We start from the raw sequence: 25,397 nt of genomic DNA on the forward strand, positions 1-25,397 counted from the left end.
GCCAAGCGGGGGTGCTACTATGGAGACGGTTGCGTCGAGGGACGGGGTGCGCCGCTCTTTTCAAACATGGTTCCATCATAGTGCGACCCCTCATGTCACAATATTCGTAAATGTGCCTAGCGCCGTAATCACTGACCGAGACCCCGCTCAGAGTTTGTCGCGAAAGCGAAGTAACTGCTCCGGTGCACGGTTGAAATCGAACACGGTATCGGGCAGTCGAACGGCTTTCTCGATTTGTGGTGAGGTGTAGGTATAGCAGGCGCCATACATATAGTCGCGGGCGTCATTGGCCGCTTCGCCGGCAATGGCGTTGAGATTGTAGCGGCGGGCACTGGCGACAAAATAGCCTTTTTGCAGCGCAAAGGCGGCGCGTTTGGCGTCGCCACTGAAGGTCGTGCCGGCCCATTTAGTGAAGCCTTTGAACAGCACGTTTCCCGCCAGCGCTTCCGGGGCCTGAATCACCCAGTCGCGACACAGCCAGCGGTGTACCAGCTCACCATCTACAAAGATTTCCGCGGCATTGGGGGCATCCCCCTGTTCATCGTCGATACGGATTTCATAGTTTCGCTCTCCCGGCCCCCTCACCGCTTGGGCGATCGCCAGCAGTGCCAGGTCGTAGAGATGTGTGCAGTTAGCGGTCGGATTGCTGTTGGCGATCAGCAGATCGCTGTCATCACTGATGGGCAGACCGCGTAATGCCTGTAATGGCTCGACTGCACCGGGGCAGGTGCTGAAGGGGATGCGCAGCGTTTCGGCGTGAATCGCCGTAAGCTGCTGGCCATCGTGCTGCAGTGTGAGACGAAAGGCGTGGTGATGGTCTTCCAACTCTGCCAACACCTCTGACTCACTGGCCCGCAAGCGAATATGGCGACGGAAACAGCCCTCGCCGTACTCCGGGTTCAGTGGGTAATCGTTAAATGTCGACATGCTGCTCCTCCACACTAGACTGTCAGATACTAATCGCTTCCGGTGGAAAGCGATTGACCGTTTCGGTCTTTTTGGTTGACGCTTGGGGTCAGCGAAGAATGCACAAATAAGAGGAAATGGCATGTTGCGAGGATATCTGGGCTTTCTGGCGCTCGTTTGGGCGGGAATTGGTCTGGTGTTATTGGTGATGCCGGAGGCCCTGGAGGGCTATGCCGGCGTGCGAGCGGAGAGTGGTGTGGCCAAGGCCGAGTTGCGTGCCATGTATGGCGGTCTGAGTCTGGCGGTTGCCATGGCGACGTCGATGGCGTTGATCCGAGCCTGCTGGCAATTTCCGGTACTGTTTATGCACGCGGTGTTGTGTGTCGGTTTGGTCGGAGGTCGCCTTGCGGGCCTGTTTCTGGATGATGCCGGATCCCCGTATACCTATGGTGCGCTGAGCTTTGAAGTGGGCTCGGCGCTGATTTCTATCCTCTTGCTGCGCAAGGTTCAGCCCGCTCAGGAGACTTGAGATGGACGAATATCAACAGTTGGTCAGCGTCATTTCCCTGACTATGGGCGTGGCCTGGGCCAGTGGTATCAACCTCTATGCAGCAATTCTCGTGTTGGGGCTCGGTGGTGCCAGCGGCGGCATTGCTCTGCCTGAGAGTCTGGATATCGTACAGAGCCCCCCGGTGATTATGGCAGCGGGATTGATGTTCGCTGTTGAGTTCTTTGCCGACAAGATTCCCGGTGTGGATACTGGCTGGGATGCCCTGCATACGTTTATTCGCATTCCCGCCGGCGCCTTGTTGGCCGCAAACAGCGTGGGTGATGTCAGCCCGGCACTGCAACTGGCGGCGGGCATTGTCGGGGGATCGGTCAGCTCGGTTACCCACGCCGCCAAGGCCAGCACGCGGGTGATGATCAATACCTCACCCGAGCCGGTTACGAACTGGGCGGCGTCCATCAGTGAGGATCTCGCCGTATTCGGCGGCCTGTGGCTGGCGTTAAATCACCCCATGCTGTTTTTGGCGCTGTTTGTACTGTTTCTGTTGCTGCTTATTTGGCTGCTGCCGAAGCTGTGGCGTGGCATCGCCCGGCTGTTGCGCAAGATCGGGCAATGGCTGGGGCTGACTGATGTGATGCGCGAGGAAATCAATCCGGGACCGGAGGAAGCCGCGGCATTCACCGAGGAGCTGCAGCAAGTGGAGCGTATGCATCGAGAGGGCAGTCTGACCGACGAGGAATTTGCCCAGGCTAAGCGACGGTTGTTGAACAGTTGACGGATGGTGTGACATTAATCACATAATGTGACGATCACCTCGTTGCTGCGCAGTAATCGGCGGGCGGCGCTGTAAAAATAGCGGCTACCTCTGCCGCAGACCAAGGATGACTCGTTACATGCAACGCCTTCGCCCACATTGCCAGGCCGTACTGTTGCTTGCGGCCGCGAGCCTGATGCCGGTCAACCTTGCCCGGGCAGGCTTGCTGCTGGATTTGACTGAACGTCTGGGGCTGATGCCGGTGGTGGAAGGCCTCAGCGACACCACGGGTCTGGCTCTGGACGATATCGTGCTCGGTCTGGATGCCGCCCTGTCGGTTCCGGGTGCGGATATGACAGCGATGCCCTTGGCGCCTGCCGATATGGGAATGAGTTCCGCGCAGATGGCAGACCTTGCCGCCATGGATGAACCGGCCACATTGTCTGCCGGGGAGTTAGCGGCGCTTTCTGCGGCGGTGGACAGCCCACTGGCCAATGCCGGTGACCAACCTGCCTTGCACACCCCGCAGCCGCTCAGCCCCACTCTGGAACTTGCCTATGCGCAAACGGCCGGTCAGCGCTGTGTCGACAGCGATGCCGATGGAGTCTGTGATCGTGATGATCAGTGTCGCAGCACGCCACCGGGGCAGCGGGTCATGGCCAATGGCTGCCACCTTGATGCAGCCGCGCCCTTGCGGCTGGACGGTGTCCACTTTGCCAATAACCGCTGGACGCTGGACAGCGCGGCTCATCGAGAGCTTCAGCAGGTCATCGCCATTTTGAAGGATACCGGTCCAGGCGCTGTTGAAATTGCCGGGCATACCGACGCCCGTGGCAGTGCGCAATACAATCTGGCGCTGTCGGAAAAGCGCGCTGAGGCTGTGCGTCGTTATCTGATTGAGGCGGGCATTCCCGCCCAGCGTCTGCGCGCTCGCGGCTACGGCGAGTCACAGCCCCTGCGCAGCGGTAATGATGCGAGCAGTTATGCGGCTAACCGCCGTGTTGAACTGCGCCTGCAGCCCCGCTAATCCCACACCAATGTTCAATGAGTCCCCGAATAAGGAGCACGCACATGGCGATTGACCTGCCTCCGGTCATGCCCCCACAACTGGCTACACAGGAACAGATTCAGCAGGCCGAGCGCTTTGAGGGTGCCGTGGTTGAGCGACGGATTAATGGTGTGTTGCTGCGGGTGATGAACGCGCCGTATCTCTCTGCAGAGCAGCTGCAAGCGCTGTTGGCCGAGGCCGATAGCCCCTCCGCCGCCATTACGGCACTGGGTCGTCGTTACTACAGTATGGGGCAGTTGCTGGTATCGCTGCAGTACTACCGTATTGGTGACACGGTTACGGTGATGGTCGACCAGAGCCGGGTGCAGGGCTTGCGCGGTAATCCCAGAGTGACGCATTTCTTTGGCGGTTTGGTCGGCGATGCCGATCTTCAGCTCCATGAGTTTGACCGTGCCCGTGTCCCGGCCAATATCTACTCTCAGCGGGCGGGGCTGGACTACCAGATCAGCTACGAGCATCACCCCGATCAGGCGGTGATTCTGGATTTTATCGAGCAGCCTGCGGCCGAGCTGGATGCCGGCGATCTGGGTGTTGAAGTGAACAATCAGGGTAGCCGTTTTCTGGGTCGCTATTTCGCCCAGCTTGACGGTGCGCGGCGTTTTTCCACGGGGACGGAATTGCGCGGCGCCTACCGCACCGTGGTGAGCGACTGGGGGGAGGCCCGGGATGGCGATGATTACCACCAGTTCTCGCTGGGTGTCGATCAGCCGCTGCGCTATGGGGTCTATGGCATCGAGGCGTCACATATTCAGTACAAGCGCCGCTTTGAGGTGGAAAACGTAACGGGGGGTGGTTTCTGTTTGCCACCGTTGATCCCCTGTACCCCTGTCACACAAACACAGGTGCTGCCACTCGAAGCCGAGATCAGCGAAGTGACTTTGCAGGGGGAGCAGCTCCTGTACAGTAATCCACTGCGACGACTGAACCTTTTCGAGCGTTTAAGTTATGTGGACTCTGAAATCTCGCCAGAACAAGGTGGCGACGCTTTGCTGGATGAGAAGTACGCTGCGCTTGAAGTCGGGGCGCGTTACACCATGCGCGAGACACTGTTCGGGAAACCGGCGGTTGCACGCATTGAACTGGCGGCGAAGGCGGGGCTGTCTGATGATGACGGAAGCTTTGGCAGGGAACAGGGCAACGACGTCGCAATTGGCCGCCGCAGCGCAGAGTTTTTGATCGCCAAGCCCGCAGCGGCTCTGAACCTGTCGGTGGCAGAACGCAGTGAGTTGCGGCTGTCATTTCAGGGGCAATGGGTTGACGATGTACAGCTCCCTCAGCAACAACAGTGGGTATTAGGCGGTAGCCAGAGTCTGTCGGCATGGCTGCCGGGCACCTTGATTGGTGATGATGGCTACTTGAGTAGTGTGGCCTTGCAGCGCCGCTATGAGTGGGGACGTTGGCGGCTAGTCAGCTCGATTTTTGTGGAATACGGCAGTGCCCGCTTCAGTGACAACAACAACGAGCTGGGCGACTGGCAGTCGCTGGCCGATGCGGGCGTTGGCTTAACACTGGATACCGATTTTGGGCTGCAGAGCCGACTGCTGGTGGCGACGTCAATTCATGAGGATGTCAGCGATGAAGCGCGCCTCAGTCAGCAGGAAGCTGACTTTTTCTGGACCCTGCGCTGGCAGCTTTAAGCGTCAGTGCCGGTCTTCCAGCAACTCCAATAATTGGTCCAGTTGTCCCCGCTGCTCCTCGTTGAGGGGGGCCAGCCAGGTGGCTTGCAGATCGCACAACTTCGTCATTGCGGCTTCGGCCAGCCGGGCTCCTTCCGGACGCAGCTGAACCAGTTGGCTACGGCCATCTTCCGGGTTCTCCGGGCGTTCAATTAAGCCCGCCGCTTCCAGGCGTTTCAGTAATTTGGTCAGGCCACCCGAGCTGATGAGCAGCGCTTTGCACAGTGCAGTGGGCGTCACGCGGTGAGGGTAGGGCTGGCGCTTGAGTGCGGCAAGCACGTTGAACTCGCCATGCTGAAGCGACAGTGAACTCAGCAGCTCGCCGCTGAGGCGCCGGTAGTCATCCGCAACCCGGAGTAGGCGCAGTACCGCTGGGTGATTATTGCGGTAGGCAGCGGGCCAGTTGTGGCGCTGATGTTCTCTAAGTTCGCGGATACTTATGCGGCGATCGTCCATTGCAGAGGTAACTTTGTCAGCGGGGAGGCGAGCTATATTATCTTGCTGGAAAGATAAATCCTAGCTACCATGCTGCTCCTTAGCTGTTGGAGCTTCCATGAACACGCGCCCCGTTTCTCTGTCATTCATTTTTTTGCTGGCTGCAGTATTCGCCATGTCGCCGTTGGCTATCGATCTGTATTTGCCAACGATTCCCAGCATTGCGGAGGATTTCGGTGCGCCGGTGCAGCAGCTCGCGATTACCGTCAGCCTGTATATTCTCGGCTTGAGTGTGGGGCAATTTTTCGGCGGGCCACTCAGTGATTACTGGGGGCGCCGTCAGGTACTGTTTCTTGGTTTGGCCGTTTTTGCTGCTGCCAGCCTGGTCTTGGCCTGGGCGAATACCCTGGAAGTTTTCTGGGGCGCAAGAGTGTTGCAAGCCATTGGTGGTGGATTTGCCGCGGTTGTGGTGCCGGCGATGATCCGTGACAACACGGAAGGCCAGGCGACGGCGAAGCTGTTTTCCCTGATCGCGCTGATTACAATTTTTGCGCCGGGGATTGCGCCGGCATTGGGAACGTTGATTTTCAGCCTATCGGGCTGGCGGGCGGTGTTTGTGGTGTTGACGGTGTACGCCCTGGTTGTGCTGGCGGCAACCTGGCGTTTTTTGCACAGTCCGGCGAGACCACACGTGGCCGTGGGCGCGGCGCCACAAAGTCTCCTACAGCGGTATCGCCATGTGCTGGGGCACGGCATGGCCATGCGTTATTTGCTGGCGCAGGGCTTGAGTTTCGCTGTGATGATGAGTTTTCTGGTGAACTCGTCACTGGTTTACATTGAACACTATGGGCAGAGTGAATCGATGTTCTCACTGCTGTTTGCCGCCAACATCATCACGCTGGGAGTGGGCAATCGCATCAATGCCTACCTGTTGAATACGGTCTCGCCAGCGAGAATTCTGTTCGGGGCACTGCTGTTGCAGAGTGGTGCCTGTGTGGCGCTGCTTATCGCCACGCCCTTTGATCCGCCGCTCTGGCTGGTGGTTATGCTGGTGATGCTGAGTATTGGAGCGCTGGGTGGCGCGATGGGGAATTCTCAGGCTTGCTGCCTTCACTTCTTTCCCCACCACAGTGGCATCGCTTCGGCACTGCTGGGTAGTGCGCAATACCTGATTGGTGCGGTGCTCAGCGGTATTTCCACGCGTTTTGTCAGCGAATTGATCTGGCCAATGAGTATTGCCATGGTGGCTTGCGCCCTGTTGGCGTTGCTGTCATTGCCAAGGCCCAGCCGCTTCGAACAGATCCTGGAAAAGGAGCATTCGGCGGCCTAGGGCTTAGCTTGTTTTGCAGAGTTCAAGCCAGCGGATAATGCCCTCGCTGAGGTATTTCTGGCGGTGAAGAATAAAGTAAAAATTGCGCCGCAGATCTCTTCCGGGGGTTTTAAGCGCCACAAGGCGGCCGCTGGCGATAGCGCCTTCCAGTGATACCTGAGACAGGCAGCCGATGCCCAGGCCGTTTTCCACTGCCCGCTTGATGGCTTCGGTATGCTGAAGCTCGAGACGAATATCCATACTGGGAAGCAATTCATACATCGCACGATCAAAGGCTTGTCGCGTGCCTGAACCGGGTTCCCGAAGAATCCACTGAGCGCCGCGCAAGTCGTCGTCAGTCAGCAGGGTTTTCGTTGCCAGTGGGTGACGCGGGCTGCAAAACACCTGCAGTTCATCCTCTCGCCACTTGCTGACCTCAAGGTCGGGATGTTGCAGTTCGCCCTCCACCAGCCCCATATCCAGTTTGAAGTTCAGCACTTGCTGACTGATGGTCTCGGTGTTCGCCACATTGAGTTTCACGCTGGCGCTGGGATAGCGCTGGATAAATTCGGCCATCAGGTCCACGGCCAGGTAGTTACCAATGGTCAGCGTTGCACCGATATTCAGTTCGCCGATCCGGTCGTGCTGGCGCAGCGCGCGTTCCAGTGCTTCTGCCTGATCAAGCAGTGCTTCTGCCTGTGGGCGAAGGGCCCGCCCCAGTTCATTGATTTGCAGTCGCTTACCGATGCGATCGAACAATTGGATAGAGAACTGGGTTTCCAGGTCTTTCAGGGCGCTCGACGCTGCCGACTGTGACATGGCGAGCTGTTCAGCGGCGCGGGTGATATTTTCGGTATGAGCTGCTGCGAGAAACACCTGGAGCTGTCGTAGGGTGTAGTGCATATCTGTATCGCCGATAATTAAAATCAATATAAGTTGTTTTGCCGATATAATAGTTCCGCCGTACAGTGACTGCAACGACAAACACCTGCCTTGGTGAAAGTGCAGGGTGCAGAGACTGAAGAAAGGAGCGAGAGATGAGCAATATCATTGCCGAGCGAGTGATCAGCGTTCACCACTGGAACGACACGCTGTTCAGCTTCAAAACCAGCCGCGACCCCTCGTTTCGCTTTAAAAACGGCCATTTCACCATGATTGGCTTGCCGCAGGATGGCCGCCCGCTGATGCGTGCCTACAGCATTGTTAGCGCCAACTACGAGGACGAGCTGGAGTTTTTCAGTATCAAAGTGCCGAACGGGCCACTGACCTCGCGTTTGCAGAAGATTGCCGTCGGTGACGAGGTGCTGATCAGCCGCAAGCCAACCGGAACCCTAATTGCCGATAACCTGTTGCCGGGCCGGAATCTCTATCTGCTGGCAACCGGGACCGGGCTGGCGCCGTTTATGAGCATTATCAAAGATCCGGATATTTACGAACAGTTTGACCGGATTATTTTGACTCATGGTGTGCGCTACGAGAGTGAGCTGGCGTATCAGTCCTTCATTCGCGACCATCTGCCTCAGCACGAATACTTTGGCGAGGTAGTCCGTGACAAGTTGACTTACTACCCCACCGTCACCCGTGAGAAATACGAGAATCAGGGGCGTCTGACGGATCTTATTCGCAGTGGCAAGTTGATGGCGGACATCGGTCTGCCCGCACTCAATCCCGAGCATGACCGTTTCATGCTCTGTGGCAGTCCGGCCATGTTGAAAGACAGCTGCACCCTGCTGGATAGCTTGGGCTTTCGCGAAACCCGCGCGGGTGAGTACGGACACTACGTGATTGAGCGGGCGTTTGTTGAGCACTGATTGCCGGGTATCGAAGCATCTATGGCCTGATTTCGACGGAATCGGGCCATTTTTTTTAGGATGTCACGCGCTGCTGGTGGAGTCAGGCTGCGGCTCTTGCTAAGTTACGGCTTTCTATTCGCCTAAGACCGTGGTCGTATGCTTAAGAAAATCCTGATTGCGCTTGTTATTCTGATCGTTGCTGCAGCGATCGTGCTCCGTTACACGGAGCGACCGGAGCCATTGCCGGCCGAGTCGGTCACAGCACAATGGCTGATGCCCGGCAGTTATGACGTCAGCTATTTTGATGTCACGCTTACCGATGACACGCGTGTTACCCAGGCGAATGGTGATTTTGCCGGCAGCGATCAGCGGTTACTGAAGACGCGCATCTGGCATCCCAATCCGATTCACAGCCGTGCGCCGCTGATTATTTACAGCCACGGTTTTATGTCGACGCGCACGGGTGGCACCTACCTCGCTGAGCAGCTTGCCAGTCACGGTTACATTGTTGCGGCCATGGATTACCCCCTTACTAATTTCAACGCGCCCGGCGGCCCGTTGGTGAAGGATGTCGTCAATCAGCCGGGAGATATCCGTTTTCTGCTCGACCAGTTTCTGAGCTGGGATCAGGAAAAAGGGCATGACTTTTACGAGGCCATAGACAGCAACCGTATCGCGGTGATGGGGCTGTCGCTGGGCGGAATGACCTCCACAATGGCCGCTTTTCATCCCCGGATGCGCGACCCTCGAATAGCCGCCGCGATTTCCATTGCCGGGCCAAGTTATGTGTTTGCGCCAGATTTCTATCGCCAGCGCTCGCTGCCCTACATGATGATTGCGTCGCCAATCGATGCGCTGGTGAACTATGAAGACAACGCGCAACACCTGCCTGAGCAGGTGCCCGGGGCTACCTTGGTGAGTATTGATAAAGCCTCACACACTGGTTTTGCTGATATGGCGAAATGGTTGCGCTGGCTGGATAACCCGGACAGCATTGGCTGCCATCAGGTCAAGCAGGGGCTGGAGAAGAGCGAGGGCGACGACTGGAGCGCGGAAATTGGCAGTGTGGAAGAGGGAATCCTCTACAACCGGCAGCCGAGGCTCTGCGAGCTGGACCCGCTGCCTTCTGCAATGAACCCCATTCGCCAGCATTGGTTGACCCGCGCGGCGGTGTTTGCCTTTCTGGAGGAGCAGTTTGCGCTCGGCGAGCAGCGTCGTCTGGATGCCTCGCAGTTTCTCCGCCAACAGTTTCCGTCGGAACAAGCTGATGTGCATGTGCGCTTCAGCTCTCCGCGTGTACCCTGAGCGGACGGAGTACAGTGGTGCAGCATAAGGGATTGACGTTGCGTCTAATCGGTTTGGCTTGTGTATTGGCGGCAGGATTTTCTGTGAGCAAGGTTTTCGCGCAGGAGCCGCTGGCGGAATTTTTCCCCCCGCCGGAAATGGGGAGCGAGCCTGTCCGCAAATCGCTTTTGCGGGCGGAGCGTATGAACGCCGACCGCATGGACAGTTATCCTCGTGGAGGCCCGGATGCCATTGGTGGCGTGGGCGATTGGTGGCTGTCGAATGGTGTGATCTGCGCCGTGGTGAGCGATGTTGAGCACGATGCGGGCATCGTTCGCGGAGGTGGCAGTCTCGTGGATCTCGGCTATTGTGACCGCGACGACGATCAGTGGACATATGCCAACCTGCTCACCGGCCTGAGCAAAGATACGGCGATTCCCGTGCAGCGCGTCAAGGCAGAGCTTTCTGCGGTTAAGGCGGAGATCACCACGCTGGGACAGCGCGATGGCCTGCAACAGCTTATGCGTTTTCGCCTGACTCCCGACAGCACCGCGCTGGAGATGGAGGTGGAGATTCGCCGGACAGCGGACGGGGCGCCGCTTCGCATGAGCGGCTTGTTTACACTCTATTCTCAGCGCTCGTTGTCGCCATTCAGCTATTCCAGCTATGCGCCGTCGGCGACCCTGGGGTTTGAGCACCGTAAAATTGATCGTCACGATACCGGCTCTTTGATTTCCGGACTGATGCCGGCTGACTGGAATATTCTGGTCGGCAGTGAGCAATATCCCAGCGGAATCAGCTACGGGGTGCAGTTACAGTCCGCAGAATTAATTAAAGCGAGTGGAACGAGACTGGCGCTGCCGCGCTTTCTGGCCGTATTTCCCGACTACAGCCTGCACGGCTGGATGAGCCGCCCGCTGTGGTTGCAAAGCGAGCGTCTCAACTGGCTGTCGATGATTCAGAACCAGTTTATGGATCTCGACAAAAATGAGCGGCTGTTGGCTCGCTTTCGAATTGTGGTGGGCAAGCGCAGCGATGTTGCGGCGGTGACGGACCAGATTTATCGTGGACCGGTGTTGCGCGGTTACAGCAATCACCCCGATGTTTCCTTCAGTATTCGCGATGAAGATCAGATTCCCGTGACGCAGGTTCGGCCTGATGCCGATGGCAGCTTTACGGTACGTCTGCCAGACCGGGCGATGCGGGTGCGTGTTGAAGGCGTCAGCCCGGGGGGGCAAATGCTGGCCCGGGAACTGTCGGTAGTCGACAACCGCAATGACAGTGGCCGTTGGATGTTTGATCGCAAGGGCAGCTTCAAATTGCCGCGCAGTGCGCCGATGAGTCTGTACTTCTACGGCCTCGGGGAGACCGCTGACCCCGAGTTCCGCGATGACCTTCTGGGTTTCCGGCTTGACGGTGAGCCCTTGCCAGGCAGTGACCAGAGCAATCGTATTGATCTTGCCGGCGTGGATTCGGATCCTGAAACGGTGGCATTGCCAGCGGGTAATTACCGGGTGCTGGTAGGGCGGGGGATCGAGTATGACGTCGACGAATACCTGCTCACCGTGGTGGCTGGGGAACAAAGCCAGCTCCCTGTTCGTCCGCCGCGGCGTGTCTGGTTTGGTGAAGACTGGCGCAGCGCTGACCTTCATGTTCACAGCGGCGCCAGCTTCGATTCGGCACTGCCCTTCCCTGAACGTTTGCGCAGTTTTGTCGCGCAGGGTGCGGAGTTACTGGTGGCGAGCGAGCACAACCGGATCGTCGACCCGCGCCGAACCGTGGCCAAGATGGGCTTGAGTGACCGTGTGCAGGTGATTGTAGGGTCGGAAATCACCGGGCTTTCTCACAGCCCTGCAGCGCCGTTCACTATAGGCCACAGCAATGCTTTTCCGCTGCGTGCGCGTCCAAAAGAGTTCGCCGGCGGGCTGGTCAAAGTCGAGGGGCGGGCACTGCGTGAAGTGATTGCCGACGTGAAAAGTCGTGATCCAGGTGCCTTGTTCCAGCTAAATCACCCCCGTTCTACCGCGCCACTGGACAAAGATCTGGCGTTCTTCGAACACCTTTCCGTGGGGCGGGAATATGATCGCAGAGAACTGTTAAACAGCCCTGCTAACGAAAGCCTGCTGGCGGTGGATCCGGTCAGTGGTGCTCGCGATATCGATTTTGATTTGCTCGAAGTGCTCAACGGCAGCGAATTTGACGTATACGAAGCAGTGCGCGATGACTGGTTCTCACTGTTAAATCAGGGAGCGCGTCGTAGTGCAACGGGTAACAGTGATACCCACGGTCTGGCTCAGTTGGCCGCGGCGCCACGCAATTATATTTATTTGCCGGAGTCGGGGCCTCTGCCTGTCAGTGAAGCGTCCTTCGTAGAGGCACTGGCGGCGGGGCGCAGCTATATGACAACCGGGCCGTTCATGGACGTCACCCTCCGTCATGGTGAGCAGCAGCGGGGGCTCGGGGAGCGATTTGAAGGACGGCGCGGCGAACTGCATGTGCAGGTCCGCGCGGCACCCTGGGTGACGGTGGACCGCATGACGGTGTGGGTAAACGGTCGTATTTATCGACAGCTACCCTGCCGTGGCAACGATCACAAAACCATCGAGCTGCATGTTGAGAATGACGCTTGGGTGGTCGTTGAGTTGAAGGGACCCGCAGGAGAGCGCTATCAGCAGATGTTGCCGGGCTTATCGCCACTGGCGCTGAGCAATCCCATCTATATCGATGCGGACAGCAACGGACGTTGGCAGCCGCTGGGGAACTGAGCCAGCTATACATTTGTCATTAGTTCGGACAATACTTCAGCATGTGAATAGTGGCTGTTTTTTACGGGAATCACTGTGCCATTATCTCGTCAAAGGCTATATATCTGTAGAAACAGTAAAAACAAGCAGGGGGAATCATGATTCGTTTGACTAAACCAGTGCGCCTGGCGGCGCTGATGAGTGCGGCATTATTTATGGCCGCGTGTAGTATCGATCCGTACACCGGCGAGGAAAAAGCCAGCAACACCGCGAAAGGGGCGGGTTGGGGTGCTCTCGGTGGTGCCATTCTGGGTGCAGCGGTTTCCGATAAGGATCACCGCGAGCAAGGCGCCTGGATAGGTGCCGCGGCGGGCGCGGCCGCGGGTGGTGGTTACGGTTACTATATGGACCGCCAAGAAGCCAAATTGCGTGCCCGTCTTGAAGGTACAGGCGTTGGTGTCCAGCGTGTAGGCGACAGCATCAAGCTGATTATGCCCGGCAACATTACGTTTGATACCGGCAGCTCTGCGATTCAGGGCGGCTTTACCAGCGTGCTTGACAGCGTCGTGATGGTGGCCAAAGAGTTCGACAAGACGCTGATGCAAATCAACGGCTACACCGACTCTACCGGTAGCTTCCAGACCAACCAGTCGCTCTCTGAGCAGCGTGCGGGCAGTGTGGCGAGATACTTCATGAATCAGGGTATTCCTGCCAGTCGTATCCGCTCAACCGGCTATGGTCCACGTGATCCGATTGCCGATAACAGCACGGCGTCTGGCCGTTCGCAGAACCGCCGCGTAGAAATTGAAATGCTGCCCATGCAGCAGTAATGCTCCGGCAGGGGCGCCTCCCGGCGCCCCGTTTCCCCACCTGATATTCCATTCCACAAGGTCTTGTTGTGAAAAAACTGTCTCTTTTCCTGGCGACATGGCTGCTGGCTGCCTGTGCGACTTTTAATCCCGTCAGCAAGCCTGAAGTGGCAATTACCAGCATTAATCTCGGTCCGTCGAATGGTTTGCAGCAGCAGCTGTTGATTGGCTTGCAGCTGGACAACCCCAATGCCTTTGATTTGAAACTGGGGCGCCTGCGCTACGACATGCAGATCGCGGGGAGTAAGCTGGCATCCGGGCGCTTCAATGAGGCCATTTCGGTGCCGGCTAATGGGCAAACCGTTATCGAAGTTCCGGTGGGCATCAATCTGCTCAGTGGCCTGGGTTTTCTGAAAACCCTGATGACCAGCGCCAGCGATGAACTGGAGTACACGCTTAATCTGAGTGCGGACGTGGGCAATTTCGGCTTTGGTGATGTCAGTTTGGTGAAAAGCGGGGTGGTCAATATCGGTACCGCCCCCGCCAAATAGCCTAGCGGCGTTTGCGGCGCCCTTTGTTGGGTGTCAGGCTGTCGTGAAGTGCCACCAGCTGTTGCGTTAACTTGTGTGACGGCGCCATGTGGATCAGCGGCAGCTGCCGATTGCGTGATTCCTTCATTTTGACCGAGCTGCTCAGATGGGGCTCAAAAACCGGCAGGCCATCGGCCTTCAGTTTCTCAACCAGTTGCGTGGGCAGGCTCGCCTGACTTTGGAACTGGTTAACCACAATACCTTCCAGCGTCAGCCCGGGATTGTGGTCCTCACGAATTTCCTCAACAGTCTCCAGCAGGCCCATCAGCGCGCCCTGTGAGAAGCTGTCGCAATCAAAAGGAATCAGTAGGCTGTCTGCGGCAATCAACGCGGATCGACTGTAGAAGTTGAGCGCTGGCGGCGTGTCGATGTAGATGTACTCATACTCTTTTTCCAGCTCGGCCAGTGCATCGCGCAGCTTGTATATCTTGTGCCGGCTTTCCAGCTCGCGCTCAATCACGGCCAGCTCGGGGCTGGCGGGCATCAGATAAAGGTTTTCAAATTCGGTTTCGTAAACGCAGTCGCCCGCGTCCTTGCTCTTTTTACCGAACAGGCTCAGTTTCTGCTTAAAGAAACTGGCAGCGTTGTCTTCCAGGTCTCGGAATTGCTCGCCGACCAGGTATTCGCTGCTATTCCCTTGAATATCGAGATCAATCAGCAGTGTTTTGGCGCCTTTCCACGCGCTGATTGCCGCAAGGTTGCAGCTGATACTGGTTTTACCAACACCGCCTTTCTGATTGAAAATCACCCGCTTCATTGTCTGGCCCTATTGCACATTGACTGGAGTCATTAATGCTAGCAGCTCTGCGTAAAGCGGGCTACGACTCTGTACTCAGGCGGCGCTTTTGCGCTCGTTGAGCCAGTGTGAAGTGCGACCAAAGCCAAGCAGCAGCACGGTGATATAACCCGCGGCGAGCTTGCCTTGGTAGTCTCGGTGTAGCTCTTTGCGGAAAAACAGACACTCACCAAAATGGGCCGCCAGGAGTGCATAGCCTACCCAGCTGATCCAGTGGCTGTTTTCGCCGACTAGCGGTTGGAAGAAATTGACGACGAATGCCACCCAGAAGAGCAGAGTGACGGCGTTCATGATACGTAGTCCCATACTTGCCTCGTATTCAGTATTGTTCTTGTTGGCTGGCCGCGCATAATGCAGGGCTGAGGTATTTTGCCGTTTTACTGCACAGGGGGCCAGCGATGTATACCGGTATTGTTCATGGGGCGTATCCGCTCAGTGGTTTGACTGAAGAGCCGGGGCTGCGACGCTTTGTTATGGCGCTGCCAGAGGTGCTGCGCGATGGGCTGGAGATCGGTGCCAGCGTGGGGCTGAACGGCGTGTGCATGACGGTGACACGCATTGAAAATGATCGTGTCCACTTTGATGCGATGCAGGAGACCCTGTCTTTGACCACGCTTGGGCAGCTTGCCGTCGGCGATCTGGTGAACGTGGAGCGATCCGCCAAACAGGGGGCGGAGATCGGGGGGCACCTGATTTCGGGGCATGTGGATGGCCGAGCCGTTGTGACGGCTGTGGAGCGCAGTGAAAATAATCTGACGCTGTTTTTCCAGCTGCCGAAAACGCTGGTGAAATATGTGTTTCGCAAGGGCTTTATCGGACTGCACGGCTGCAGCCTTACCGTGGCGAGCATGGACAGTAGTCGCGGGGTATTTTCGGTATGCCTGATCCCGGAAACCTTGCGCAGTACCAATCTCGGCGCGCTGTCGGTGGGGGCAGAAGTGAACATCGAAGTGGATCGCCAGACGCAGGTAATTGTTGATACGGTCGAGCGGGTATTGGCAGAAAGAGAGGCGGCGCAGTAAGCTCTGCGCCGCCGCAGCGAAGCTTATTAGGCCTCGGGCATCAGGCTGTTAACGTGCTCCAGCGCGTCAACATACTCGGTGATCAGGCGGAAGATCACGTTGCGGGTAGATTCCACTTCGTTGATCTGGCCAACCACCTGGCCAACGGGGTTAAATGCGACCTTCTGGCACTCGCCTACGGCCGCATATTTTGCGGTGCGTCGAATACCGTCACCCGTTACCAGACCCTGCAGCGGCATGCCGAGGGGCTCCGGGTTGCCGGGGGTCGCCCAGGCGTTGGTCCATTCGTTCTTCAGCATGCGGCAGGGCTTGCCAGTCCAGGAGCGTGAACGCACGGTGTCTTCGCTGGTGGCCTTGAGCAGAGATTCTTTCTGCGCGGGTTCAGCGTGTGCTTCTTCCACGGTCAGCCACAGAGAGCCGGTCCAGGCGCCAGCACAGCCCATCGCCATCGCTGCCAGCATTTGTTTGCCGTTGCCGATACCGCCGGCCGCCAGTACGGGAATGCCTTCAGCCGCTGCAACGGCTTGTGGCCAGAACACGATCGAGCCGACGTCACCGGTGTGACCGCCACCCTCGCCACCCTGCGCGATGATGAAGTCGAGACCCGCAGCAACGTGTGATTTGACCTGTTTTACCTTGCCGCACAGCGCGCCTACCAGGCGGCCGCTGTCTTGGATTTGTTTAACTTTCTCAGCCGGCGGAGTGCCCAGTGCATTGGCGATCAGCTTACACTTCGGGCGGCGCAGTGCTTCTTCCAGCAGTGGGGTGGCGGTGGCTTCAGTCCAGCCCAGCAGCCCCATGCTCTTGGTGCCGTCTGGCCACTCGGGTACGCCGTGATCAGCCAGCAGTTTTTGTGCGAATTCGACGTGCTCTTCCGGCACCATGTCCCACAGTTGTTTCTCAAGGTCTTCCGGGCTCATGTCGCCCATGCCTTCGTATTTTTGCGGGATAACAATATCGACGCCGTAGGGCAGGTCGCCAATGTGCTCGTCAATCCAGTCCAGTTCTTCTTTCAACTCTTCGGGAGAAAAACCTACCGCACCGAGTACACCAATGCCGCCGGCCTTGCTGACGGCCACCACCACGTCACGGCAGTGGGTAAAAGCAAAGATAGGGTATTCAATACCCAGTTTCTTACAAAGTTCCGTTTGCATGATGTAACCTCTGTCTGAACGTACTTGTTGTACCTGCACCGCGCAGGTCTGTTGATAGTGGCCGACAGTATTGCCAAGCGCGTGAGCGCCAACAATGGCCTAAGCTATCAATGCCCAGTGACGAAAAAGATCAGAGGACACGCTGGCCGCGCTTGTTTTACGGGTGATGCCAGAGTAAAAATAGACATTCCGCTGCCTCTCCAGCCACAGGATCTGGCCCACAACTATGGATAACTGTCTGTCTCCCGCCGGACGTTTGCTGCTCCTTCAACGCCGCCATCGGGCATTGGATGATGAGATCACTCAGTTGTCGGAAAACCCCTGGCAAAACCAGTTGCTGTTGCGCCGCCTGAAAAAAGAGAAGCTGATGTTGCGCGATACCATTGAGCGGATGAAGAGCGGCTTGATTCCCGACATGGATGCCTGATGTTTGTGAGATATCTCTCACAAATCGTGGTGCTTATAGCGACTGTTTTGATTTTTCTAGTAGTGGTCTAATTAAAAACGTCAGGACGACGTCGGCATTCAACGGATTGAGTGCGACAGTGGATGTCAAATATTCTAAAGCCGGTGCCACGCACCGGCTTTTCTGTTTCTGGCCCTCGTGCACCAGCGTTGCTCCGCGCCAAGCGAGCCCTTACACTCGCGATTCCTCGCAAGATTGTTTATCACCATGTCTGACCGCAATTTCGACGGTATTGCCCAGCGCTTCCACCGCAATATTTATCACAGCCCAAAAGGTGAGCTGCGTTTGGCCAGTTGTCGCCGGGAACTGCAGGAGCAATTGCCGGAACGCCTGCTGGCGCCTGATATCCGGGTTTGGGATGCCGGCGGAGGGATCGGTCAGATGTCGGCCGACTGTCTGGAGCGAGGGCAGTCGGTAGTACTCAATGACGTGTCGGGCGATATGCTGGCACTGGCCGCGACGGAACTCGCGGCATACTCCGACAGTGGCCAGTTGTCACTGGTTCAGTCGCCCATTCAGGCGTTAGCCATCGATGCGCCGTTTGACCTGGTGATTTGTCACGCCGTGCTGGAATGGGTGGGCGATATGGAGGCGGTGCTGGACGCTCTCACCGATGGAATGGCGCCTGACGGTTATATGTCGTTGATGTTCTACAATCTCAATGCCTTGATTATGGGGAATATGATCAAGGGTAATCTCTACAAGCTGCGAGACGAAGACTTTGCCGGGCATCCCGGTGGGCTGACCCCTCCAAAGCCAAGAGATCCGGTAGAGGTGATTAATGCATTGCAGGCACGGGGGTTGGAAATTGTCGCGCGTCGGGGTGTGCGTCTAAGTTACGACATGATGTCGAGAAGCCTGAGGGCGGAGCGCAGTGTTGACGATATGCTCGCTATTGATTGGCAATACGGCGCCCGCGAGCCATTCTGGGCTCTCGGGCGCTACGTGCACCTGTTATGCCGACGCGCCTGAAACTCAGTGGCGGTAGCGGATGCCGAGCTTGTCGAAGACCGCGCCGAGAATCCAAAGTGGGCCAATCAGCAGAAACAGAACATCGGTAAAGAATGAGGGCTTTTGTGCTTCAGCTTTATGTCCGACAAACTGCAGGAACCAGGCAACAATCCAGATGATCGCCGCGGGAATCCACATCGCCAGCGCTACATGCTGTTGGTAGGCGACAATCCCTGCGGCCATCGCCAGCACCAGAGGTAACATACCCAGTGCCAGCTTGCTTGACAGGTAGCCGTAGAAAAACATCGCGGCAATCAGCGTCAATTGCCCGAGATTGGCCGGTGTGCCCGGAATGGGGACAAGCCAGAGCAGCGCTACTGTGGTTACCGCAATGGCGGGTACACACCAGTAGTGTATTTGTTTGTTGCGGGGATTTTGGTGGGCATCGCTATATTCATCGAGCCACTGTTCCAGAGTGCGCATGGGAATCTCTCGTCGCAAATGATTACAACACACAACCATACAAACTGTGCATTGCTGTTGGCAATGACTGCACTGACACCCTTTTGTGTGGCGCTGGGGTCAGTCCTTGGGCAAATCAATGCGAATGTAGCGGCGTTTGCGTATTTTTCCGCTCAGCCAGGCGGCCAAGTCCAATAAACGCATCTGTAAGCCATATTTTTTCAACAGCTGACGATGGGCTTCTCCGGCGTCTGTGTCGTCAAGGACAAAGCCCTGCGCAGCAATTTCAGGCCCCAAGGGCTTCCCGGTGACGGTACAGGGAGCCAGTCTGATGTCGGCAAAGTTGCGGAGTCGTTTGATTTTTCCCGCCTTACCTTCTGAGACGACAAAGAGTTGATGAGCGTCGCCCGCGGCCCATACGGGTGTGGCGACCCAGCTGCCATCGCGTTTGCGGGTGCTGAGTAAAAGGTAGGACTGCGTGTGGAGTGTCTGCATGGCTCGCCTCTTGTGAAGCGAAGAGAAAAACAGAAAGCCGCCCGCTGTGCAATAGCGGGCGGATGGCTCGGCGTGATGACGATGTTCAGTAGCCTTGCCGCAGGATGGGTAGTCGGTCCTGTTTAGCGGTGATCACTGTGCGGTACTGGATGAACGGTGTGCACAGTTTGTTGCCTGTCGATAGTGATGACTTAGCGTCAGTGGTGATTACGGTTTACAGTGCCATCAGGCAGACGCTAAGGCCAGCAGTAACAATGCCTAACAGGCCAAGGCGTGCACCGATGTCGGCAGCGACTTCAATCTTGTGGCTCATGGTCTCTCTCCTATGGAGTTGCGGATTTCGTTTGCTTACAGTGCAACCAGGCAGGCAATGAAGCCGGCGGCAACAATGGCGGCCATGGCAACACGTGCGGCAACGTCGGCAATGGCTTCGGCTTTGTTTACTTCTTGAATGCTAATGCTGTGGCTCATGGTGTTTCTCCTGTGTTTGTCTTGATGACGGGGTCAGTATAGGGAGAACAGGCCATAAACGGGGTTACAGGCAAGTTGATCAATCTCGCGCGTCAGCGACGAAATATGACGAAATTTAAGCTGGGATTTTTTATAAAAAATCAATAAAAACAGTTGGTTAGTGGTTTTCTAAGCAAAAGTTCACAATGCGGTAAAGGTCCTGCAATCATGGCACTTTGCTTAAATTGTTGTAATACAAGGAAAAATGCCGCTGTCACTAGGGTTCAGGCCTTCGACAGAGGCTGTTTTCGGGTGTCAGCGATGGCCTCTCGCCCCCCCAGTTTTCGGCTGGCCAGTTGAATGCAGCGCTCGGCGGTGTGGCGGTAGGCGGTGAGTTTCCCGCCGTAGACGGCAATGACATTGGGGGCGCGATCGTCGTCGCAGAGCAGAATCGTATCGCGCGGTCGTTTGTTGGCTGAGCCGTCAGCTTTGGGAAGGACGCGCAGACCGGCCCAGGCATCCAAAAGCGTTGTCTCGGTATTCGGAAAATAGTGCTCCACAGCCTGAAGCAAGTAGGCAATTTCTTCGTCGCTTGCGGAAACCTGATCGGCGCTGGTGGTGTGCAATTGCTCGGTAGTACCAACCAAGCTGTGTTCTCCCCAGGGCATCACGAATAACGGGCGCTGGTCCAATGGTGACTCTAGATAGAGTATGCCTGTACTCAGTTTGGGAGTGAGCACAATGTGGCTGCCCCGCACCAGATCGATGCCCAGTTGCGGGGCACCCTCGATGCGATGGGCACAGTCATTGATCCAGGGGCCGGCTGCGTTGATCAGGCACCGACACCGGCCCTGCCGCTGTTCCCCCGCTTGGTTGCGCAGCTCCATCTGATAGCCGTCGTCAAGGCGTTTTGCCGAGACTAACTCCCAGCCACTCAGTGGTTCGGCGCCGAGTGACTGAGCAGTCCTAACGACAGCCTCCGTTAACAAACGGTCGTCAGTCTGGCCATCCCAGTATTGAAAAACGGCTTGCAGTCCTTCGGTTTTCAAGCCCGGAAGGTTGGACCAGCTCTGGCGGGAGAGGCGCCGGAAGCGTCCCAGCTTGCTGCCGCCACTCAACAGGCAATACAGGCTCAGTCCGGCAAAGATCTGCCAAGGTCGCCGACTGCTGTCGCGATAGACAGGAATATAAAACGGCACGGCCTTGACGAGATCGGGCGCATTGCGGAGCAGAAATTTTCGCTCTTGCAAGCTGTGGTAGACCAAGGGAAGTTGGCCTGTCTCAAGGTAGCGTAAACCGCCATGAATCAGCTTGCTGGAACGCTGGGAGGTGCCCGCCGCCCAGCGATCGCGTTCAAATAGACTGACCCGATAGCCTGCCGCAGCGGCGGCCTGGGCGATGCCCGCGCCGTGAATGCCGCCGCCAATAATGGCGATCTCCGTGTCGAAAGGGTCAGACAAGTTTGGCCTCCTCAAGCAGTTCGCCAATCAGAAAAGTTTCTATGCCCGCCGCGCCGCGAGCCAGCCAATCCTTCGCTTCCAGCAGACTGCCCACCTCGTAGACCACGAGTGGAAAAGGCAATTGCCGAAGGTTGGCCTCCACGGGAATGCAGTGACTGTCAATAAAGACGACCTCGGGTGCAAGTTCAGCCAGTGATGCCAGTTGCCAGTCAGGCCAATAATCGAAAACCGCACCGCAGCGTTGCCAGCCTCGTGTTTTGGCTTCCAGCAGAGCCTCCAGCTCGAAACTGATCAGCACGCAGCGCTCTTCAATGCCTGCCAGCGCGCTGAGCGTGGCATCCAACATCGGGCCGCAGCCAAATTGCATCAGGCTCTCGCCCTTGAGCTCGACGTAGGCGTCCACACCGGGATGGTCCTGCAACAGCGATGCCAGTTCACGGAGACGGCTCAGTGGTGTGCCCTCAAACTGGTCGCCAAGTCGGCAAGGCTCATGGGCGGAAAGCTTGGCGAGGGCGTCTGCGGGATAGTCCCAGATCAGACCCTCCCGGTCGCAGAGACGGTTGAGTGTGGGGTCGTGAAAGATGAATGCCTCGCCGTCAGCGCTGAGCTGGACGTCCAACTCGATATTCACCGCACCGGCCAATACAGCTTCGCGCAGGGCCAGCAAGGTGTTTTCGGGGTAGCGCTGGCGCCAGCCTCGGTGGGCGACAAAATTATCGGCTTGCATAGTGTTTTCCTGATCGCCAGCAGCACACCCTCGTGCCGCTGAATAGTATCCACTGTAGCTTGTGTTGCTGACAGGAAAAAGCCGGGTGATGCACAATACACCCTTGTTTTAATCAGCCAGCGCTCAACTGGGGAGACACCATGCAGGCAACATCCATCAAGGCTTTACTGACGGCGTCGGACGCGCAAATCGGCGAGCAGATTGAAGTGCGGGGCTGGTTGCGCAGTCGCCGGGACTCCAAGGGCGGATTCTCTTTTCTGGCCGTACATGACGGCTCTGCCCAGGCGGCAATTCAGGTCGTCGCCCCCGGCGAACTGGAGAATTACGAAGGCGATGTACTGCGGTTGACGGCGGGCTGCTCCCTGCGGGTGCGTGGTGAGCTGGTAGCGTCTCAGGGGAAGGGGCAGTCGGTTGAAATTCAGGCATCGGAAATCGAGGTTTACGGCTGGGTGGATGACCCCGACAGTTATCCGATTGCCAAAAAGCGGCACAGCTTTGAATACCTGCGCAGTGTGGCTCACCTGCGGCCACGCACCAATACGTTTGGCGCGGTGACCAGGGTGCGTACCGTGCTGGCCAATGCAGTACACCGCTACTTTTTTGAGCGGGGTTTTCAGTGGATTAACACGCCGCTGATCACTGCCAGCGATTGCGAGGGCGCGGGTGAAATGTTTCGGGTCAGCACTCTCGACATGGCGAACCTGCCTCGCAGGGATGACGGGCGGGTGGATTTTGGCGAGGATTTTTTCGGTCGCGAGGCCTTCCTGACCGTCTCGGGGCAGTTAAATGCCGAGGCTTACTGTCTCGCCATGAGCAAGGTCTACACCTTTGGGCCGACCTTCCGCGCAGAGAACTCCAATACCAGTCGCCACCTGGCGGAGTTCTGGATGGTGGAGCCGGAAGTCGCCTTTGCCGATCTGAATGATGACGCTGCACTGGCCGAGGATTTCCTGCGCTACTTGATCTCTCAGGTGCTGGAGCACTGTGAAGATGACCTTGCCTTTTTCAACCAGTTTGTCGACCAGGGTGTATTGGCGCGATTGCAATCGGTGTCGGGCAGTGAGTTCGTTCGGCTGGACTACAGCGAAGCGATCAAGGTGTTGTCGTCCGCCAAGCGCAAGTTTGAGTATCCGGTGAGCTGGGGGCTGGATTTGCAGTCGGAGCACGAGCGTTATCTTTGCGAGGAGTATGTTGGCGGGCCGGTGATCGTTTGCAACTACCCCAAAGACATTAAAGCCTTTTACATGCGTCTCAATGACGATGGCAAAACCGTGGCGGCGATGGATGTGCTGGCGCCGGGCATCGGCGAGATCATCGGCGGCAGCCAGCGCGAGGAGAGGCTGGATGTGCTCGACCAGCGTATGGCAGAGCAGGGCTTGGACGGGCTGGAGTGGTACCGCGATCTGCGTCGCTATGGCACGGTCCCTCACGCCGGTTTTGGGCTGGGCTTTGAACGCCTGCTCAACTACATCACCGGTATGGAGAATATCCGCGACGCGATACCGTTTCCGCGCACGCCGCGGCACGCAGACTTTTAAGCGGCGGGCGACTCGGCCAGCGCAAACATCAGTTTGCGTTGGAAGGGGTCGACGTCTGCCACTTTGACCTGCACCGCCTGTTCCAGCTGGAACTGCTGCTTGTCGTTGAATAGCCGCAGGGTGTCGGCATCAAAGCTGAGTTTTTCGGGAATGGAACGCGCTTCAACAAAGCCACTGATGCCGGTGTCGTTCAGCTCAACGGTAAAGCCGCCGCCATTCAGGTGGGCGATGCGTCCTTCATATACCGTATCTTTGTCTTGCTTGCTCAAATACTCGCAGAGCAGCCATTGCTCCATATCGCGGGTGGCCTGACGCAGGCTGCGCAATTTTTCCTGCATGGTGCTCAGTACTTCATCGCTCGCGGCGCCGCCATTGTTGCCGTCAAGGCAGGCGCGGATGCAGCGTTGCACAATCAGATCGCTGTATTTGCGCAGCGGCGAGGTAAAGGTGCTGTAGGCGTCGAAGCCCAGCCCAAAATGCGGCTTGGCGGTTGCACTGAGCTCGCCGGGCTGCAGCATGCGCGCCATGATGCTGCGCAGCGGCAAAGCATGGTCGCCATTGGCGGCAGCGCGCAATACCTTGCGGTAGTCATCGAGGGTGTCGATATTGGCCTCGGCTAATTCGGGCAGGGCCTGTTGCAGCAGCTTGCGTACACTGTCGAGGCGCTCTTCCCGGAAGCCCGCGTGAGCGTTATACAGTGCGCGACCCTCCGGGCGTTGATCCATCAGCCATTCTGCGGCGCTGCGGTTGGCGGCCAGCATGCATTCTTCCACCAGTCGGTGGGCGTCATTGCGATCCTGGCGCGCAATCGCGGTGATGTGGCCCTTGTCGTCAAGCGTGTAATGAAAGTCCGCCTGTTCGGGCATGATCAGACTGTTCGCGTCGCGCCACTGCCGCAGTGCATCGCTGACGGCTTTCAGTGCATCGAGCTGTGGATACGGCAGTGCGTTGTTGCCCGCCAAGTGCTCGGCGACGTCGGCGTAACTCAGCTTGGCTTTTGAGCGAATGAGGACCTCGCGAAACTGAACGTCGCTGATCTCCCCCGTGGGGCTGACCTGAAGACTGCACAGTAGGGCGGCGCGGTCTTCGTCGGCCACCAGAGAGCAGGCCTGTTGGCTGAGGGATTCCGGCAGCATAGGCTGGGTGCAGCCGGGCAGATAAACCGTGCTGGCGCGTTGGCGGGCGGCCTTGTCGAGTTCACTATCCTCGGGAATGAACGCACCGGGGTCGGCAACTGCGACATCCAGGCGCCAGCCCTGAGCATTGGCTTCGGCGTAGAGGGCATCGTCAATGTCGCGGGTTTCCGGCGAATCGATGGTGACAAAGCCGTGCTCGCGAAGATCGTCGCGCTTTTCTTTGCGGCTGTCGGCAGCGGCTTCTGCCCCTTTGGGCCACTGGCTGTCGATGCCGAATTTACAGAGGATATACTTGCCTTCCACGCCGGCGTCGTCAGGTGCACCGATACGGGCCAGCACCTTGACCTGAGACTTGCCGTCGCGCCAAGGGTGCCGTTGCACTTTGCAGTGCAGGTAGTCACCGGGCTGTGCCTTCTTGCGCTCCGAGGGCGGAATAAACAGCAGCTTGTTAAAGCGGGGCAGATCGGGCTCGACGAAGTGGCCCTGGCCGCGCACGACATAGCGCCCGGTAAATTCCTTCAGCGGGCTGTCGATCAGCTTTTCCAGCTCGCCTTTGAATTTGCCTTTATCATCGGTCAGTACATTCACCTTCACCCGATCGCCAGGGAAGACGCGCTGCATGGTTTCCGGTGGCAGGAAAACGTCGCGGCCATCATCCAGTCGGACAAAGCCGAAGCGGCGCTGGCTGCCACGCACTTCGCCCTCGCCCTGATCTTTATTATCTTCAATGTCTTTTTTCAGCTGGCGCAGCTGTTGCAGGGTGTTCTGGTCGAGCATGGTGAGGGCGTACCTTGGATTGGCTGATAGCAAAGGGGCCATAGAGTAGCCGAAATCGCCGCCGACGTCTTGCGTAGCTCAGTGAC

Annotated in this window: 26 protein-coding genes; 14 read left to right on the top strand and 12 right to left on the bottom strand. The window is 57.5% G+C overall.

The annotated features are described in order from the left end of the window. Positions 1–147: 147 nt before the first annotated feature. Positions 148–927, bottom strand: a complete 780-nt coding sequence (locus AC5DB9_RS01215) for a DUF2889 domain-containing protein (RefSeq protein ID WP_272991411.1) — start codon at positions 925–927, stop codon at positions 148–150. 121 nt (positions 928–1,048) lie between these two features. Between AC5DB9_RS01215 and AC5DB9_RS01220 the strand changes: the two genes are divergently transcribed. The 4 genes from AC5DB9_RS01220 to AC5DB9_RS01235 all read left to right on the top strand — a co-directional run bounded on the left by AC5DB9_RS01220 (position 1,049) and on the right by AC5DB9_RS01235 (position 4,874). Further along, positions 1,049–1,435, top strand: coding sequence for a DUF4345 family protein (locus AC5DB9_RS01220; protein WP_272991410.1), 387 nt, complete (start codon positions 1,049–1,051; stop codon positions 1,433–1,435). Between the two features lies 1 nt (position 1,436). Further along, a complete protein-coding gene (locus AC5DB9_RS01225) occupies positions 1,437–2,189 on the top strand; it encodes a DUF4126 family protein (RefSeq protein ID WP_022959180.1) in 753 nt (250 codons plus the stop codon). A gap of 118 nt (positions 2,190–2,307) precedes the next feature. Further along, positions 2,308–3,195: an OmpA family protein gene (locus tag AC5DB9_RS01230; RefSeq protein ID WP_272991409.1), complete on the top strand. Its 888-nt coding sequence runs from the start codon at positions 2,308–2,310 to the stop codon at positions 3,193–3,195. A 44-nt stretch (positions 3,196–3,239) separates the two neighbouring features. Further along, positions 3,240–4,874: a ShlB/FhaC/HecB family protein gene (locus AC5DB9_RS01235; protein ID WP_272991408.1), complete on the top strand. Its 1,635-nt coding sequence runs from the start codon at positions 3,240–3,242 to the stop codon at positions 4,872–4,874. A gap of 3 nt (positions 4,875–4,877) precedes the next feature. On the opposite strand, the gene AC5DB9_RS01240 is transcribed toward AC5DB9_RS01235, so the two are convergent. Beyond that, positions 4,878–5,369: a MarR family winged helix-turn-helix transcriptional regulator gene (locus tag AC5DB9_RS01240; RefSeq protein ID WP_022959183.1), complete on the bottom strand. Its 492-nt coding sequence runs from the start codon at positions 5,367–5,369 to the stop codon at positions 4,878–4,880. A 97-nt stretch (positions 5,370–5,466) separates the two neighbouring features. On the opposite strand from AC5DB9_RS01240, the gene AC5DB9_RS01245 reads away from it, so the two are divergent. Further along, complete coding sequence (locus AC5DB9_RS01245; RefSeq protein WP_022959184.1) at positions 5,467–6,678, top strand: multidrug effflux MFS transporter; 1,212 nt, start codon at positions 5,467–5,469, stop codon at positions 6,676–6,678. 3 nt (positions 6,679–6,681) lie between these two features. On the opposite strand, the gene AC5DB9_RS01250 is transcribed toward AC5DB9_RS01245, so the two are convergent. Further along, positions 6,682–7,560, bottom strand: a complete 879-nt coding sequence (locus AC5DB9_RS01250; RefSeq protein WP_028968343.1) for a LysR family transcriptional regulator — start codon at positions 7,558–7,560, stop codon at positions 6,682–6,684. Positions 7,561–7,694: 134 nt separating this feature from the next. Between AC5DB9_RS01250 and AC5DB9_RS01255 the strand changes: the two genes are divergently transcribed. The 5 genes from AC5DB9_RS01255 (at position 7,695) to AC5DB9_RS01275 (ending at position 13,838) form a co-directional block, all read left to right on the top strand. After that, positions 7,695–8,468, top strand: a complete 774-nt coding sequence (locus AC5DB9_RS01255; RefSeq protein WP_272991406.1) for a ferredoxin--NADP reductase — start codon at positions 7,695–7,697, stop codon at positions 8,466–8,468. A gap of 138 nt (positions 8,469–8,606) precedes the next feature. Beyond that, positions 8,607–9,755: an alpha/beta hydrolase family protein gene (locus tag AC5DB9_RS01260; protein WP_272991405.1), complete on the top strand. Its 1,149-nt coding sequence runs from the start codon at positions 8,607–8,609 to the stop codon at positions 9,753–9,755. 83 nt (positions 9,756–9,838) lie between these two features. After that, the gene (locus tag AC5DB9_RS01265; protein ID WP_272991404.1) at positions 9,839–12,499 is read left to right on the top strand and encodes a CehA/McbA family metallohydrolase; all 2,661 of its coding nucleotides are present in this window, start codon (positions 9,839–9,841) and stop codon (positions 12,497–12,499) included. Between the two features lie 137 nt (positions 12,500–12,636). After that, positions 12,637–13,308, top strand: a complete 672-nt coding sequence (locus AC5DB9_RS01270) for a YiaD family glycine zipper/OmpA-like lipoprotein (RefSeq protein ID WP_414711319.1) — start codon at positions 12,637–12,639, stop codon at positions 13,306–13,308. A gap of 68 nt (positions 13,309–13,376) precedes the next feature. Further along, positions 13,377–13,838, top strand: coding sequence for an LEA/WHy family protein (locus AC5DB9_RS01275; protein ID WP_272991403.1), 462 nt, complete (start codon positions 13,377–13,379; stop codon positions 13,836–13,838). Position 13,839: 1 nt separating this feature from the next. Here AC5DB9_RS01275 and AC5DB9_RS01280 read toward each other — a convergent pair whose 3' ends face one another. Beyond that, on the bottom strand, positions 13,840–14,634 hold the full coding sequence (locus AC5DB9_RS01280; RefSeq protein WP_022959191.1) for a ParA family protein: 795 nt from the start codon (positions 14,632–14,634) through the stop codon (positions 13,840–13,842). A 75-nt stretch (positions 14,635–14,709) separates the two neighbouring features. Next, positions 14,710–14,964, bottom strand: coding sequence for a DUF1145 domain-containing protein (locus AC5DB9_RS01285; protein WP_022959192.1), 255 nt, complete (start codon positions 14,962–14,964; stop codon positions 14,710–14,712). 107 nt (positions 14,965–15,071) lie between these two features. Between AC5DB9_RS01285 and AC5DB9_RS01290 the strand changes: the two genes are divergently transcribed. Next, on the top strand, positions 15,072–15,695 hold the full coding sequence (locus tag AC5DB9_RS01290) for a riboflavin synthase (RefSeq protein ID WP_022959193.1): 624 nt from the start codon (positions 15,072–15,074) through the stop codon (positions 15,693–15,695). Between the two features lie 26 nt (positions 15,696–15,721). Here the strand turns inward: AC5DB9_RS01290 and AC5DB9_RS01295 are convergent, their stop codons facing one another. Further along, positions 15,722–16,849, bottom strand: coding sequence for a nitronate monooxygenase (locus AC5DB9_RS01295; protein ID WP_022959194.1), 1,128 nt, complete (start codon positions 16,847–16,849; stop codon positions 15,722–15,724). Positions 16,850–17,075: 226 nt separating this feature from the next. On the opposite strand from AC5DB9_RS01295, the gene AC5DB9_RS01300 reads away from it, so the two are divergent. Beyond that, positions 17,076–17,276 carry a YdcH family protein gene (locus AC5DB9_RS01300; protein WP_022959195.1) on the top strand — a complete coding sequence of 67 codons (201 nt, stop codon included), beginning with the start codon at positions 17,076–17,078 and terminating at the stop codon, positions 17,274–17,276. A gap of 246 nt (positions 17,277–17,522) precedes the next feature. Beyond that, positions 17,523–18,287 carry a methyltransferase gene (locus AC5DB9_RS01305; protein ID WP_374961798.1) on the top strand — a complete coding sequence of 255 codons (765 nt, stop codon included), beginning with the start codon at positions 17,523–17,525 and terminating at the stop codon, positions 18,285–18,287. A gap of 3 nt (positions 18,288–18,290) precedes the next feature. On the opposite strand, the gene AC5DB9_RS01310 is transcribed toward AC5DB9_RS01305, so the two are convergent. The 5 genes from AC5DB9_RS01310 to AC5DB9_RS01330 all read right to left on the bottom strand — a co-directional run bounded on the left by AC5DB9_RS01310 (position 18,291) and on the right by AC5DB9_RS01330 (position 21,860). Beyond that, a complete protein-coding gene (locus tag AC5DB9_RS01310) occupies positions 18,291–18,749 on the bottom strand; it encodes an Mpo1 family 2-hydroxy fatty acid dioxygenase (protein WP_022959197.1) in 459 nt (152 codons plus the stop codon). 99 nt (positions 18,750–18,848) lie between these two features. Continuing rightward, positions 18,849–19,223: a PPOX class F420-dependent oxidoreductase gene (locus AC5DB9_RS01315; RefSeq protein ID WP_022959198.1), complete on the bottom strand. Its 375-nt coding sequence runs from the start codon at positions 19,221–19,223 to the stop codon at positions 18,849–18,851. Positions 19,224–19,571: 348 nt separating this feature from the next. After that, on the bottom strand, positions 19,572–19,694 hold the full coding sequence (locus tag AC5DB9_RS01320) for a hypothetical protein (protein ID WP_022959200.1): 123 nt from the start codon (positions 19,692–19,694) through the stop codon (positions 19,572–19,574). 263 nt (positions 19,695–19,957) lie between these two features. Continuing rightward, positions 19,958–21,133, bottom strand: coding sequence for a glycerol-3-phosphate dehydrogenase/oxidase (locus tag AC5DB9_RS01325; RefSeq protein WP_272993816.1), 1,176 nt, complete (start codon positions 21,131–21,133; stop codon positions 19,958–19,960). After that, positions 21,126–21,860: a glycerophosphodiester phosphodiesterase family protein gene (locus AC5DB9_RS01330; RefSeq protein ID WP_272993814.1), complete on the bottom strand. Its 735-nt coding sequence runs from the start codon at positions 21,858–21,860 to the stop codon at positions 21,126–21,128. The genes AC5DB9_RS01325 and AC5DB9_RS01330 overlap by 8 nt, the downstream gene beginning before the upstream one ends. Before the next feature lie 140 nt (positions 21,861–22,000). Here AC5DB9_RS01330 and asnS point away from each other — a divergent pair, with 140 nt between their 5' ends. Next, positions 22,001–23,398, top strand: coding sequence for an asparagine--tRNA ligase (gene asnS, locus AC5DB9_RS01335; protein ID WP_272993812.1), 1,398 nt, complete (start codon positions 22,001–22,003; stop codon positions 23,396–23,398). Here the strand turns inward: asnS and AC5DB9_RS01340 are convergent. Continuing rightward, positions 23,395–25,311: a VacB/RNase II family 3'-5' exoribonuclease gene (locus AC5DB9_RS01340; RefSeq protein WP_272993811.1), complete on the bottom strand. Its 1,917-nt coding sequence runs from the start codon at positions 25,309–25,311 to the stop codon at positions 23,395–23,397. The genes asnS and AC5DB9_RS01340 overlap by 4 nt on opposite strands. Positions 25,312–25,397: the final 86 nt, after the last annotated feature.

The sequence above is a fragment of the Spongiibacter sp. genome (assembly GCF_984394615.1).

Excerpts from the sequence above, each read along its gene's own strand:
- AC5DB9_RS01295 (WP_022959194.1), bottom strand. The coding sequence starts at position 16,849 with ATGCAAACGGAACTTTGTAAGAAACTGGGTATTGAATACCCTATCTTT.
- asnS (WP_272993812.1), top strand. The coding sequence starts at position 22,001 with ATGCAGGCAACATCCATCAAGGCTTTACTGACGGCGTCGGACGCGCAA.
- AC5DB9_RS01330 (WP_272993814.1), bottom strand. The coding sequence starts at position 21,860 with ATGCAAGCCGATAATTTTGTCGCCCACCGAGGCTGGCGCCAGCGCTAC.
- AC5DB9_RS01280 (WP_022959191.1), bottom strand. The coding sequence starts at position 14,634 with ATGAAGCGGGTGATTTTCAATCAGAAAGGCGGTGTTGGTAAAACCAGT.
- AC5DB9_RS01285 (WP_022959192.1), bottom strand. The coding sequence starts at position 14,964 with ATGAACGCCGTCACTCTGCTCTTCTGGGTGGCATTCGTCGTCAATTTC.
- AC5DB9_RS01260 (WP_272991405.1), top strand. The coding sequence starts at position 8,607 with ATGCTTAAGAAAATCCTGATTGCGCTTGTTATTCTGATCGTTGCTGCA.
- AC5DB9_RS01300 (WP_022959195.1), top strand. The coding sequence starts at position 17,076 with ATGGATAACTGTCTGTCTCCCGCCGGACGTTTGCTGCTCCTTCAACGC.
- AC5DB9_RS01220 (WP_272991410.1), top strand. The coding sequence starts at position 1,049 with ATGTTGCGAGGATATCTGGGCTTTCTGGCGCTCGTTTGGGCGGGAATT.
- AC5DB9_RS01320 (WP_022959200.1), bottom strand. The coding sequence starts at position 19,694 with ATGAGCCACAGCATTAGCATTCAAGAAGTAAACAAAGCCGAAGCCATT.
- AC5DB9_RS01270 (WP_414711319.1), top strand. The coding sequence starts at position 12,637 with ATGATTCGTTTGACTAAACCAGTGCGCCTGGCGGCGCTGATGAGTGCG.
- AC5DB9_RS01255 (WP_272991406.1), top strand. The coding sequence starts at position 7,695 with ATGAGCAATATCATTGCCGAGCGAGTGATCAGCGTTCACCACTGGAAC.
- AC5DB9_RS01290 (WP_022959193.1), top strand. The coding sequence starts at position 15,072 with ATGTATACCGGTATTGTTCATGGGGCGTATCCGCTCAGTGGTTTGACT.
- AC5DB9_RS01230 (WP_272991409.1), top strand. The coding sequence starts at position 2,308 with ATGCAACGCCTTCGCCCACATTGCCAGGCCGTACTGTTGCTTGCGGCC.
- AC5DB9_RS01245 (WP_022959184.1), top strand. The coding sequence starts at position 5,467 with ATGAACACGCGCCCCGTTTCTCTGTCATTCATTTTTTTGCTGGCTGCA.
- AC5DB9_RS01310 (WP_022959197.1), bottom strand. The coding sequence starts at position 18,749 with ATGCGCACTCTGGAACAGTGGCTCGATGAATATAGCGATGCCCACCAA.
- AC5DB9_RS01225 (WP_022959180.1), top strand. The coding sequence starts at position 1,437 with ATGGACGAATATCAACAGTTGGTCAGCGTCATTTCCCTGACTATGGGC.
- AC5DB9_RS01250 (WP_028968343.1), bottom strand. The coding sequence starts at position 7,560 with ATGCACTACACCCTACGACAGCTCCAGGTGTTTCTCGCAGCAGCTCAT.
- AC5DB9_RS01235 (WP_272991408.1), top strand. The coding sequence starts at position 3,240 with ATGGCGATTGACCTGCCTCCGGTCATGCCCCCACAACTGGCTACACAG.
- AC5DB9_RS01240 (WP_022959183.1), bottom strand. The coding sequence starts at position 5,369 with ATGGACGATCGCCGCATAAGTATCCGCGAACTTAGAGAACATCAGCGC.
- AC5DB9_RS01215 (WP_272991411.1), bottom strand. The coding sequence starts at position 927 with ATGTCGACATTTAACGATTACCCACTGAACCCGGAGTACGGCGAGGGC.
- AC5DB9_RS01305 (WP_374961798.1), top strand. The coding sequence starts at position 17,523 with ATGTCTGACCGCAATTTCGACGGTATTGCCCAGCGCTTCCACCGCAAT.
- AC5DB9_RS01340 (WP_272993811.1), bottom strand. The coding sequence starts at position 25,311 with ATGCTCGACCAGAACACCCTGCAACAGCTGCGCCAGCTGAAAAAAGAC.
- AC5DB9_RS01315 (WP_022959198.1), bottom strand. The coding sequence starts at position 19,223 with ATGCAGACACTCCACACGCAGTCCTACCTTTTACTCAGCACCCGCAAA.